The organism is Okeania sp. SIO3B5, assembly GCF_010692555.1.
GTDB lineage: Bacteria > Cyanobacteriota > Cyanobacteriia > Cyanobacteriales > Microcoleaceae > Okeania.
In genome coordinates, this window is record NZ_JAAHHG010000005.1 from 26,175 (window position 1) to 38,882 (window position 12,708).

7 protein-coding genes are annotated in these 12,708 nt (G+C 32.7%); 5 read left to right on the forward strand and 2 right to left on the reverse strand.

The genetic code is table 11. The features are described from left to right. Positions 1-1,207 precede the first annotated feature (1,207 nt). A complete protein-coding gene (locus F6K54_RS01180) occupies positions 1,208-2,995 on the reverse strand; it encodes a tetratricopeptide repeat protein (protein ID WP_293073305.1) in 1,788 nt (595 codons plus the stop codon). 958 nt (positions 2,996-3,953) lie between these two features. Between F6K54_RS01180 and F6K54_RS01185 the strand changes: the two genes are divergently transcribed. Beyond that, a complete protein-coding gene (locus F6K54_RS01185) occupies positions 3,954-5,063 on the forward strand; it encodes a three-Cys-motif partner protein TcmP (protein ID WP_293073308.1) in 1,110 nt (369 codons plus the stop codon). Here F6K54_RS01185 and F6K54_RS01190 read toward each other — a convergent pair. Then, positions 5,038-5,829, reverse strand: a complete 792-nt coding sequence (locus F6K54_RS01190) for a DUF5131 family protein (protein WP_293073311.1) — start codon at positions 5,827-5,829, stop codon at positions 5,038-5,040. The two genes, F6K54_RS01185 and F6K54_RS01190, sit on opposite strands and share 26 nt — an antisense overlap. 801 nt (positions 5,830-6,630) lie before the next feature. On the opposite strand from F6K54_RS01190, the gene F6K54_RS01195 reads away from it, so the two are divergent. The 4 genes from F6K54_RS01195 to F6K54_RS01210 all read left to right on the forward strand — a co-directional run bounded on the left by F6K54_RS01195 (position 6,631) and on the right by F6K54_RS01210 (position 11,747). After that, on the forward strand, positions 6,631-6,960 hold the full coding sequence (locus tag F6K54_RS01195) for a hypothetical protein (RefSeq protein WP_293073314.1): 330 nt from the start codon (positions 6,631-6,633) through the stop codon (positions 6,958-6,960). Positions 6,961-7,308: 348 nt separating this feature from the next. Then, positions 7,309-8,409 carry an acyltransferase family protein gene (locus tag F6K54_RS01200; protein WP_293073317.1) on the forward strand — a complete coding sequence of 367 codons (1,101 nt, stop codon included), beginning with the start codon at positions 7,309-7,311 and terminating at the stop codon, positions 8,407-8,409. Positions 8,410-8,982: 573 nt separating this feature from the next. After that, positions 8,983-9,831, forward strand: a complete 849-nt coding sequence (locus tag F6K54_RS01205) for a GNAT family N-acetyltransferase (protein WP_293073319.1) — start codon at positions 8,983-8,985, stop codon at positions 9,829-9,831. Between the two features lie 740 nt (positions 9,832-10,571). Beyond that, on the forward strand, positions 10,572-11,747 hold the full coding sequence (locus F6K54_RS01210) for an ATP-grasp domain-containing protein (RefSeq protein ID WP_293073322.1): 1,176 nt from the start codon (positions 10,572-10,574) through the stop codon (positions 11,745-11,747). Positions 11,748-12,708 lie beyond the last annotated feature (961 nt).

The following is a 12,708-nucleotide window of genomic DNA, read 5'->3' on the forward strand; positions in this document are numbered from 1 at the left end:
CCAAAAATAATAAGGAAAAATTACTCATTATCCTGCTTTTAGCTAAATCAGATATTTCTGTTGATTTTTCATGTCTTACTCTGAGGGAAAAAGAAGTAGAAAAATTTCAGTAACCTACCCCAGAATTATTTGATTTGAGGCGATGAGGAAAATTGATTTATATTTAAACTCGACTCTACCTAGAATTATTTTCCCACACCTCATATTTTGATCTATCTGCTATCTAGAGGAATTAAATTAAATGAAATACAAATTCGGTCGCTATCTCCAGTAAATGGAGTAGTAGAGCGCCAAAAATAACCAGGAAAAATTATTCATCATCCTATTTCTAGTCTCAGTTTATATTTCTGTTAATTTTCCATTTCTTACTCTCAGAGAAAAGAAGTAAAAAAAAATCAGTAACCTACCCCAGAATTATGTTGTTAGAGAGGATAAGGAAAAATTTATTTCTTAAACTTGCCCTTAATAGATGATTAGTATTTCCCCAAACTTCAGAGAATTTTATCCGTCTCAAGGACTCCAACTAAATAGTAAGTATTCAGCCGTCAGCTATTAGCTAGCCTCCTGCGGAGGAACTGCATTAACAGCTATTAATTTTGAGGAAGATAAAAGCAACCTTTATTCTTTCTCAAGAATAAAAGTTACTGGCAAAGTCCCCGGACTAAACCTGAGAAGTAATTACTCATTACTAAATAAGGGATAGCTTTTAGGGAGAGGTAATTATCCATTATCCATTATCCATTAATGAACTACTATCTAGAGGAATCAAATTAAATGAAATACAAATTCGGTCACTATCTCCAGTAAATAGAATAGTAGAGCGCATAAGGAAAATTTATTGATATTTAAACTCGCTCCTAATAGATGATTAGTATTTACCCAAACTTCAGATAATTTCATCTATCTCAAGGACTCCAACTAAATGAAATATAAATTCGGTTACTCTCTCCAGTAAATGAAATAGTAGAGTACCAGAAATAACAAGGAAAAATTACCCATAATCCCATTTCTATTCTCAACTTATATTTCTCTTGATTTCCCATTTCTTACTCTCAGAGAAAAGAAGATGAAGTATTTGCCCAAGCCTCATATTTTGATTTACCGAATAATTAATAATTAGGGTTTGCTGAAAAAGTCTTTTTGTTGAGGTAGGGAGTAGGGAGTAGTTAAGAGTCAGGATAAAGGAGAGGTAATTATCCATTATCCATTATCCATTATCCATTAATGAACTACTATCTAGAGGAATCAAATTAAATGAAATACAAATTCGTTCACTATTTCCAGTAAATGGAATAGTAGAGTGCCAAAAATAGGAAGGAAAAATTACTAATAATCCTGCTTCTGGTTGAATTAGATATTTCTTTTGATTTTCTATCTCTTGCTCTGAGGGAAAAGAAGTACCAAAATTTAAGTAACCAGACCCATAATTTTCTTTTACACTATTAGGAACTTGAATATAATAAACGCCACTGCAATAACTTTCAGGATGAATATGAGAGTTTTGAAATCCTTCTGACTCTAAAATAACTGCCCAACCACTGAGCTTCCAGTCTGAGGGTAAATTCTGGAAAAATTGATAATTAGAGTTATCAATAAAACGACCAAAATAATCATGGAGAGAACTATTAATTTTTCTGCTTAGTGCTGCCATTACAGGAGTATTATCTGTAAAAATTTCGTAAGTTTGACTACCTCTATTTATTGGTTTACCTGGCCGATCTTTTAAAAGAGTAGGATGTCGAACAATGTAATTTTTCAAGTCACTATTATAAGCTGCCAAATTCTCCCATCCTTCTATATCCGTAAATTGGTATTTAGCTACTAATTGTGAACAGTCAAAAATTGACTCAGCTTCAGATTTTTTACCTACATCTTGCAGAGCTAAACCCAGATGAGCATAAGCTTTAATATGTCTATGATTAATATTTATAGCTTTTTCAAATTTAGCGATCGCTTCTTCAGATTTACCTATTTCTCGCAATGCTATTCCTAATTGTGCATAAGTATCAGCAGAATTATAATTATGTTTAAGAATTTTCTGATATAGCTTTATTGCTTCTTCCCAATGAGATTGTTTCCCTAAAATTTCTGCTAAACCTGCCATGGCATGAATAGAATTTTTATTGTGTTTCAATGCTGAGTTATAACATTTAATAGCTTCCTCATATTTTTCTTGTTGACTTAACAGAAAACCTAGATTGATATAAGCACCAGCAGAAGTAGGAATTAGATCGATAACTGCTTGATAACAAGCTTCGGAAACATCAATTCTTCCCTGCTCATAAAAAGTAGCAGCAATATTAGTCAAACATTCTGTGGAATGGGGATTAATTTCTAGTGCTTGTTGATAAGCTTTTTGTGATTCTTTGAGGTTGCCACGACGGTAAAATGCCATACCTAAAGATGATAGAGCATCAAAATTATTGGGAACTATAGAAATAGCTTTTATGTAAGAAGATATTGCTTCATCTAACTTCCCTTGAGTTTGAAATATATCCCCCAGAGTCATATTAACTCGCGGATGATTGGGATTAATAGTTAAAGCTTTTTGTAAGGTAGCGATCGCCTCTTCTATGATTCCTTTTTCTGTCAAAGCAATTCCCAAGTTTAGGTGAGAGTCAGCAGAGTTTTGATTTAGTTGAATTGCCCGTTTATAACAGTCAATAGCATTATCTAATTGTTGAGAGGCGCGATAAGTATTACCGAGATTATTTAGGTATCCAAAATTATTCGGTTCTAGATTAATAGCTTGATTTATTAAACTTATAGCGCTGTTATTATTTCCCATTTGTGCTTTAAGTACGCCCAGATAATTTAAGGCTTGAGAATTATTTGGTTCCGACTGAATAATTTTTTCATAGATAACTTTTGCCTCTTGTAGTTGCCCGCTTTTGTGAAAAGACAAAGCATAAGATAGGGAATTTTCTGGGAGATTATTTTTTAGTGGTTTTTGACTTTTATTTTTGGCTGCTTTTCTTCTTTGTTCTCTGTTCATATTTTTATCCTTGTACTAATATTAGGCTGTTCAATAATTAATAATTAATAATTAATAATTAATAATTAGGGTTTGCGTATGGAAAGTCTTTTTGCTGGGGTAGGAGACAGGAGACAGGAGACAGGAGAAATGGGAATGAGCGAGGAAGTTAGGAGCTAAGTTTTGTCCCTGAATTTTTCTGCCCAACTATGCGCCTAAAATACTAACTTTTTGAGCGTGTTAGACGTGAGACCAGGTACTTTTTAAAGGCTCCAAAAAGGCTAAATCTTTTATATGTCAATGCTTTTAGATTTAATCAGCAAGCCCTAATTAACAATTACCTCTTCTTGAAAAGAAGAGAATTGACACTGAAGGAAAATTTTTTCTTCTCTTTGTCGATTGGATATTGCGAGGAGACCTCGCCATCCCTCAACCGCTTTTTTATCCTTTAAAGGAGAGGCTTTAAATCTTAATTCTTCAGTAATTTTGAAATAGTAAATAGGATTCGATTGGGTGCATCTCATATTTGCAAAAATACTTTTTTCCTATATATTCCCTGTTCCCTGTTCCCAGCTCCGGTGTTCCCTAAAAGCAATAACTTTTTGGCTTTATTCACGCATTGAGATGCACCCATTCGATTTTTGAATAATGTTCAAAATTGAATTGAATAAAATATTGAATTAATTCAGTCTTTCTTTAAATAACCTAGAATACTATTAGCCTAAAATTGTCTTGTTTTAACAAAAACTTAATTTTATCAATGACAACAATATCTAAATGAAGATTAAAATAGATCGATAATTACTATAGCAATCCTCAATAAGTTGTGACAAATCAAAAAGTAGATAAAAAAAACTGAAACTCCCATCTGTTCCCTGTTCCCTGTTCCCTGTTCCCTGTTCCCTGTTCCCTAAAAGTAGTAAGATTTTTATACACAAATAAAATAGGATTGCTATAGATATTTTTAAAGTGTAGAAATATGACAAATAATTCTTTTTTTGATGAGTTTAAAGAAACATCTTTAGTAAAAGCTGAAATTGTAGCTAAATATTTTTGGGCTTGGGCAAAGGTCATAATACCACAAGCGAAAAAAAGGGGAAAAAATATTGCATATATCGATTTGTTTTCTGGGCCTGGTCATTATCAAGATGGTTCAAAATCTACACCATTACTAATTTTAGAACGTGCTATTGCTGATGTAGATATGCGAGAAAAGTTAATTACTATTTTTAACGATAAAAACTCTGATAATACAGATTCACTTCAACAAGCAATAAATTCTCTACCAAACATAAAAATGTTGAAGCATAAACCACAAGTATTAAATACAGAAATAGGAACAGAAGTTGTTCAAGTATTTCCAAATATACCTACACTATCTTTTATCGATCCATGGGGTTACAAAGGTTTATCTCTTCAACTCATTAGTTCAGCAATTGCAGGTTGGGGGTGTGATTGTATATTTTTCTTTAACTACAATCGGATTAATTCAGGATTAAATAACCCACGAGTTGAAACCCATATTAACGAACTATTTGGTATAGAGCAAGCCAATTTACTTAGAGAACAAATCCTCAATTTACAACCAGATAAACGAGAGTCAAAAATTGTTCAGGCCATTGGTGATGCTTTACAAAGAGTTGGAGGTTCTTATTTTCAACATTTTTGTTTTAAAAAGGAAGATATAAACCGAACTAGCCATTATCTTATTTTTGTATCTAAGAATAATCGAGGTCATTCTATTATGAAAGATATTATGGCAAAAAAAAGCTCTATTTTGCTTCAAGGTGTACCGTCTTTTCAACATGACCAAAAACCTGTTCAGCTTTCATTATTTGACTCACAACCAATTAACAAATTAGAAGATATGTTGCTTGATGAATTTGCGGGTCAGACTATGACAATGCTTCAAGTTTATGAGCAACACCATGTTGGTAAACCATACATTGAGCGGAATTACAAAGATGCTCTTTTGTTGTTAGAAGAGAAAGGTAAAATTGTTGTATATCCCCCAGGTAGTCAACGACAAAAAAGGAAAGGCAAGCTTACATTTGCCAATCATGTTAAAGTGACTTTCCCGCGGAAATAAAGGTATTTTTTTTCACAATTTTTCTTGATTGAACAGGAATTTTTTTCCAAAGCTGACGGTGTTTTTCCCACACTTCTGGCATCTCATCCCAAACTTTTTCATCTAAAATTCTGCCTAAAGCTTTAGGAGTTCTACCTCCCCATTGTTTAAAGAAAAAAGCTACATTAGAACCTTGACATTGTTCACAAATATTTTTTGCCCATTCCTCTTTCATAGGACGATATTTATTGCCAGATTCACCACCTACAATCACCCAGTCAATATCTGTTAAATTAAGTTGTAAATTGCCTAAAAGTGGTTCACAAGAAAGGAATTTCACATTAGCAGGTACTTGTCGTAAATAATCGACGCGATGAACATAATCTTGACTTTCCACTGATACACCCATCCAAATATTTTCATGCCATTCTAATTGAGGTGCTAGATCGACTAAACGTTCATGTCTTTTCGTCAAAATTTGATAAATATGCCAAGGGGTTTTGCCAATTATTTCAAAGACTTGTTTGATGAAATAAATAGGAACATCCTCATGGAAAATATCGCTCATTGAATTAACAAAAATTCGGCTAGGAGTACGCCAACTTAGAGGTTGTTTCAAACGCTCAGGATGAAGTTTTAAAGCAAATCCTTCAGGAAAATTATTAGTAAAACGTTTTGTAATTGCTTCTGCATAACAATGAGTACAACCAGGACTAACTTTGTCACAACCTGTCGTAGGATTCCAGCTCTTATCCGTCCATTGAATACCAGTTTTATTACTAGCCATAATCAAATTCACCTTTTCCAAAAAGAATAATTCTTAAGTTCTAATTATTGTTATTGACTTAAATATTTTTTTATTAGTTACTTAATTATAGCTTTTTTTGAATCATAAATCAACATATTTATCTAGCAATATGAAAACTTAAAATTATCTCAATAAAAAAATATAATAGTTACTGAATATCAATAATAAAATAGTAAGCATTCAGCTATTAGCCAGCCTCCTACCGGAGGAACTGCGGACTTCAGCTAGCCTCCTCCGGAGGAACTGCGGACTTCAGCAATAATACCTTGTGCTTAAGGACAAGTTTTAAATGAATATAGACTTTGGAACTGACTTTTAGTCAGATTTTTCTAGCTTAATTAAATATTGCTTTTAGTGAGTGATCAAAGCACTCTTCTGATAGCTGATAACTGGTAAGCATTCAGCTATTAGCTGTCAGCTATCAGCAACAAGAGTATCTCCTTAAGAATAGTGTTTAAATTAACAACTGAGTTTAAAGGCAAGGGAGACAACTTTTGCAGTAAGACAATTAAATATTGCTTTTAGTTTAGGATAAAAGCAATAGCTGAAAGCTGATGGCTGACGGCTGAATGCTTACGATAACTGACGGCTGAATGCTTACATAAAATAATTAAGTACCTATGCAAAATTAATTACATATTTTGAGATTTTAAATAGCATTAACAACGAGAGTAAAGCAAAATAACCCAGTTTGTTGAATCTTAAAAAAAGACAAAGATATAGGTAAAGCCTCCCCAAAAAACTTATTTTAAACAAAAGTAATTAAAAACAGTCCTAATTATGGCAAAACTCACTCACAAAGAAATATTCGACCTCCTAATCAAAGAAGTTCTTGAAGTTTACCCACAGATGGAAAATAAGTTAGATTTTGTATCCAAAGATATTTTAGACCATCTCCTCTCTAGTAGCGATCGCGTGAGAGAAAGATTGCGTAAGGGATCTTTTACAAAAGATGATGGTGAAATTAATCAAACCGAAGCTTTTTTACTCACCTGGGTAGATGAAGTCTGGGATGTAGAAAATGGTAATCAAGAGTTATATAAAAAATTTATCTCTGACTTGAATGGAACACCACAAAAGTTTGATTTATATGACAAAGAGGTACCTTAAATTAATGAATAATGAATAATTAATAATGAATAATTAATGTAAGCATTTCCTCCGGAATGCTGCGCAAACAGCTATTAGCTGAAGTCCGCAGTTCCTCCGGTAGGAGGCTGGCTGACTGCTGAATGCTTACTAATTAATAATTAATAATTGATTGATCATGAAAACTATAGTAATCTGCGCTTATGTTGTCACAATTCAAAAACGAGAAATAAACTCCGAAACTTTTACTTATTAACTATTGCCTTCAGACCTATTCTGAAAAAGTAGTAAGATTTTTGACACGAATAAAATAGGATTGCTATATCTTTAAAATTATCCATTATCCATTATCCATTATCCATTATCCAAATGCGCTTAAAATCTCTCGACGTATTTCGTGGCATTACTATTGCCAGTATGATTCTTGTTAATAACCCTGGCAGTTGGAATCATGTTTATCCACCCTTACTTCACGCAAAATGGCATGGCTGTACACCCACAGATTTAGTATTTCCCTTCTTCTTATTTATCGCAGGTATAGCAATGACTTTTTCCCTGTCAAAATACACCGAAAAAAAACAAGTAACTCCACAAATTTATCGGCGAATTTTACAGCGATGCTTCATACTTTTCCTCTTAGGTTTACTACTAAATGGCTTTCCTAATTATGACTTAGCTAATATTAGAATTATGGGAGTATTGCAACGTATTAGTTTAGCCTACCTCCTTGCAGCGATCGCTATCCTTAACATTTCTAGAAAACAACTTTATTGGCTTTCCGCTGCACTACTAATTGGATACTGGATAGCCATGCAATTAATACCTGTTCCTAGTTATGGCCCTGGCGATCTTTCCCCAGAAGGAAATCTTGGTGCTTATATCGATCGCCTCATTCTTACCCAACAACATTTGTGGGCGGGAAAACCATACGATCCAGAAGGTCTATTTAGCACTTTACCTGCTGTAGTAACCGTTTTGATTGGTTACTTTATAGGAGAATGGCTGAAGCATCAACCAACCAAAAGTCGCACTAGCTTAAATCTGGTCATTTTCGGCCTTAGCTGTTTAGTAGTAGGATATATTTGGGGACTATTTTTTCCCATCAATAAAGCTTTATGGACAAGTTCCTATGTAATATTTACCTGCGGATGGGCCTTACTGTTATTAGCTGTTTGTTATGAGGCGATGGAAGTCCGAGGTTGGCAAAAATGGGGACATCCATTTGAAGTGATGGGATTAAATGCCATATTGATATTTGTAGCCTCTGGATTTTTAGCTAGACTAATGATTTATAACAAAATTAGTATGGTTGAAAGTTCTCCTAGTATTAAGACATGGATATATGAACAGTTTTTCCAATCTTGGGCTGGTTCATTTAATGGTTCTTTGATTTTTGCTATTGTTAATGTGTTATTTTGGTGGGTAATTTCTGATTTAATGTATCGTCGTAGTTGGTTTCTTAAAGTTTAATAAATATGGAGTAGGGAGTAGGGTTTAAAGGTATAAGATATTCTTGGTTAATGCCGATAATCTTCTACATTCATTACTGAATTATTATTATTACTTAATAACTGAAGTCGCATTGGAAGTATAGAATTATTGTAAGCATTCAGCCGTCAGCCATCAGCCATCAGCTATTACTTTTAGTTTAGGATAAAAGCTTTATTAATTGTCTTACTACAAAATTTTCCTCCCTTACCCTTAAAGTCAGTTGTTAATTTAAACCCACATTCCTTAAGAAGAGAGTCTTGTTGCTGAAGTCCGCAGTTCCTCCGTAGGAGGCTAGCTGACAGCTAATAGCTGAATGCTTACGAATTATTTTTGAGAATGGGTATAAAACACTTAAAAAGGAGCATATTTTAGGCGCATAGTTTGGCAGAACAATCTTGGGGCAATTCTTACTTCTACCTACTATAAATTCCCATTTTTCCTGCTTCCTACCCCTACTAAAAGACTTTTGGTTTCTCCTTTAAATGAGAGGCTTTAAAGCTTAATTATTCGATAAGTCCTGATATTTTTAATTAAATATAAACAGATTTGAAAATGAACATTGACCAAGATAATTTCATAGTCCGTCCAATGACTCTAGCTGACTTAAAATTAGTTATAAGTTGGGCTGCTGATGAAGGATGGAATCCTGGAATTGATGATGCTAATAACTTTTATGTAGCTGACCCTCAAGGTTTTTTAATTGGAGAATTAAACGGGGAACCAATAAGTTGTATTTCTGTAGTTAGATATAGTCAAAAATTTAATTTTATTGGTATTTATCTTGTCAGACCTGAATGGAGAAAAAAAGGATTTGGCTTAAAAACTTGGCAGGAAGCTTTCAAGTTAATTAATAATCAACCTGCTGCTTTAGATGCTGTTTTGGAACAAGTTAATACTTACCGTAAATCTGGTTTTAAAACTACTCATAGTCATCTGCGTTATCAAGGAATAATTCCTGGTGAAATATCTCAAGATGTCAAAGAATTAAAGACTATTAATTTTGAGAAACTTTGTGATTACGATCGCCTTTATTTTCCTGCTGATCGTCATGATTTTCTCAAAGAATGGATTAATCAATCAAATGGTAAAGGTTATGGAATAATTAATGATGGAAATTTAGTTGGTTATGGGGTTATTAGAAAAGCAAAAGCAGGATTTAGGATAGGTCCTATATTTGCCGAAAACCAAGAAATAGCAGAAAAGTTATTTTTAGCTTTGTGTAGTTATTCGGATAATCAAAATGTTTATATTGACGTTCCCGATATTAATAAACAGGCAGTTACTTTAGTTGAAAATTATCAAATGCAATGTGTTTTTGAATGTGTCAGAATGTATTCCGGTCTAGAACCAAATATTGATTGGACAAATATTTTTGGTGTGACTAGCTTAGAGTTAGGATAAACTTTCAAGATGATTTGATAGGGTCATTTCAGTTATCAGTTATCAGTACCTCCGACTCAATTCGGTGGCTTGAAATACTGAATTGAATATTTTTTTCATCCCCTTAAAATTAAAAGGGGGGGTTTTAAACCTTATTTTTTAGTAAACGAAAATCTCCAAATTTAGTTAAGCATTTAGTGGTCAGCTATTAGCTTTATTACCTTTAAAATAGGAAAAAGCAATTGAGAGGTTCCAAAGAATTAAAAATATTGGTAAAAGTTCATCAATTAACCTTATTCGTAATTATTCATTACTTTTGAGGTTTAGGTAAGAGACTTTAATGGTAACTTTTATTCTGTTTCAATTTCTCAATTATTTTACCTTCTCCAAAATTAATAGCTGATAGCTAATAGCTGACGGCTGGAATGCTTACCAATTTGTTTAATGCCAGATTATAGTTAGGGCTTGCTGATTAATTATAAAAGTATTGATTTATATTGGTTTGAGCAGTTTTAGGAGCGAATTGCAGTGCGCCTATTTTAGTTAAAAACCCTCAAAAAGATAGTATTTTAGGCAAACTTAGGCAGAACAATCTTGGGACAATTTTTACGACTATCTCTTCTATAATTCCCCTAACTCCTGTCTCCAGTATAGCTGTCTCCTGACTCCTACCTCAACAAAAAGACTTTTGAGCGCAAGCCCTAGTTATATCTGCAACTATCAGAAAACATAATTGCTGTTTTATATTTCAAAAATTGACTATGTTCTTTGTAGATAAACCATACATCTCAGAATTTTTCAAAGCTACTGTCAGAGATAACGCTATTCCTGTAGTAGGTACAGATATAGCTCAAAAAATGAACCTTTATAGTGGCACAAATATAATTACTGAAGAACGAGCAATTGAGATAGTTAAGGAATTAGATAATCCAACTATTTACACTACCTCTGAAAATTCTTATCATTGGATATCAAAACATTTACATTTCAGCGATATTCCTGAAAAAATAGAGCTATTCAAGAATAAGTTGAAATTTCGGAAGCTAACACAATCAATCTTTCCTAACTTCTACTTCAGAGAGATACCTAAAAAAGACCTAAAAAGAATTGAATTTGATAAAATTCCACTACCATTTGTTATCAAACCAACAATTGGTATTGAGAGTCAGAAAATTTATAAAGTTTCCAGTTACTCAGAATGGCTGAAAACTATCGATTTAATCACAAAAGAAATAGCTCCAACTAGAAACTTGTATCCTGAATGTGTATTGAACACCAATTCATTTATGATTGAAGAATATATCGATGGAGAAGAATTTGCTGTTGATGCTTATTATAACTCCATTGGCGAACCAGTTATCCTAGGAATTTTTAAGCATCTATTCTCTTCAGCCAATAGTTTCAGTGACAGAGTTTATTGTTCATCGAAAGAAATTATTGAAAGTAACCTTGACGAATTTACAAATTTTCTCGAAAAAATTGGTAACTTGGCTAGAGTCAAAAACTTTCCAGTACATATTGAGTTGAGAAGAAATAATAATGGTATTTTATTACCTATTGAAGTAAATCCCATTCGATTTGGTGGTTTTTGTACTACCGCAGAGTTATCTTTCTTGGCTTATGGCATTAACCCATACTTATATTTTTACTATCAAAAAAAGCCAGATTGGTACAAAGTTATTCAAGGGCAAGAGAGAAAATTATTTAGTATGGTTATATTAGATAACTCTAGTGGAAAAAATGTCAGCGAAATTACATTATTTAATTATGATAAATTGCTAGAAAATTTTGAAAAACCCATAGAATTAAGAAGGATAGATTACAAACAATATCCTATCTTTGGCATCTTGTTTATAGAAACTATAGAAGAGAATTTTATGGAAATTAAAAACATCATAGATTCAGACCTAAGTGAATTTATCACAGTCAATAGATAGGTTGATATATTCATAACTTACACCAAATTTTTAACCTAGTCGATCTAGCAATCTAAAAGTAGTACAAATATAATTATTGAAAAACGAGGTATTGAGATAGTTAAACAATGAAATAATCCGAGAATTTACCGAATAATTAAGGCTTGCTGAAAAAGTATTTTTGTCAGGGGAGGAGCCAGAATTCAGCAATCCTGCAATTCAGAATCGGTGAATTTCCTACGGAATGCTCCGCAAACAGGAGTAATGAGAATTATAGAAGAGGTAGCCAGAAAAATCTTCCCTTGGTTTTCTTCCCCTATCTTGCTGAAAATCCTAGATTTTTGAACCATTACCACCTAAAAGCTAGTATTTTATTAGTACCTAAAAAGGCTAAAACATTTATCTGTAAAAAGTTTAAGATTTAATCAGCAAGCCCTAATTAAGGTTTAAAGTCTCTACAGTTCATGTCAGGCAAAAACTCATAAGGTATGGAACCATTAGAGTAGCTTTTGAGATTACATAACTGCAAAAAAAATCCTTAACTGAACTGTATTGTTAAATATACTATTACTATGCATAACTACCATAAACTCTACCTTGATTTCCAAAAAATTAGCTAAATTTAAACCATAGTCGCCATTAATACATTAATGTCAAAAACTTTTAATTTTTAACTGAAAAATATCTCTAAATAGGGCTTGCTGATTAAATATAAAAGCATTTAAATATAAAGACTTTAGCATTTTTGGATCATAAAAAAGTACCTAGTTTTCAGCTCTTCATGCTCCAAAAGGAGCGTATTTTAGGCGCATAGTTGGGTAGAAAAATCAAGGGATAATTCTTGCCTAATAATTAATAATTCATCATTAATAATTCATCATTAATCATTATTAATTAAATAATTCAGATTACTCTGCCTCCCCTTTCAAGGGGAAAATAAATAAATAATATTTCCTTATGTTCAATCAAGAACGGTTTTAAC

Excerpts from the sequence above, each read along its gene's own strand:
- F6K54_RS01180 (WP_293073305.1), bottom strand. The coding sequence starts at position 2,995 with ATGAACAGAGAACAAAGAAGAAAAGCAGCCAAAAATAAAAGTCAAAAA.
- F6K54_RS01185 (WP_293073308.1), top strand. The coding sequence starts at position 3,954 with ATGACAAATAATTCTTTTTTTGATGAGTTTAAAGAAACATCTTTAGTA.
- F6K54_RS01190 (WP_293073311.1), bottom strand. The coding sequence starts at position 5,829 with ATGGCTAGTAATAAAACTGGTATTCAATGGACGGATAAGAGCTGGAAT.
- F6K54_RS01195 (WP_293073314.1), top strand. The coding sequence starts at position 6,631 with ATGGCAAAACTCACTCACAAAGAAATATTCGACCTCCTAATCAAAGAA.
- F6K54_RS01200 (WP_293073317.1), top strand. The coding sequence starts at position 7,309 with ATGCGCTTAAAATCTCTCGACGTATTTCGTGGCATTACTATTGCCAGT.
- F6K54_RS01205 (WP_293073319.1), top strand. The coding sequence starts at position 8,983 with ATGAACATTGACCAAGATAATTTCATAGTCCGTCCAATGACTCTAGCT.
- F6K54_RS01210 (WP_293073322.1), top strand. The coding sequence starts at position 10,572 with ATGTTCTTTGTAGATAAACCATACATCTCAGAATTTTTCAAAGCTACT.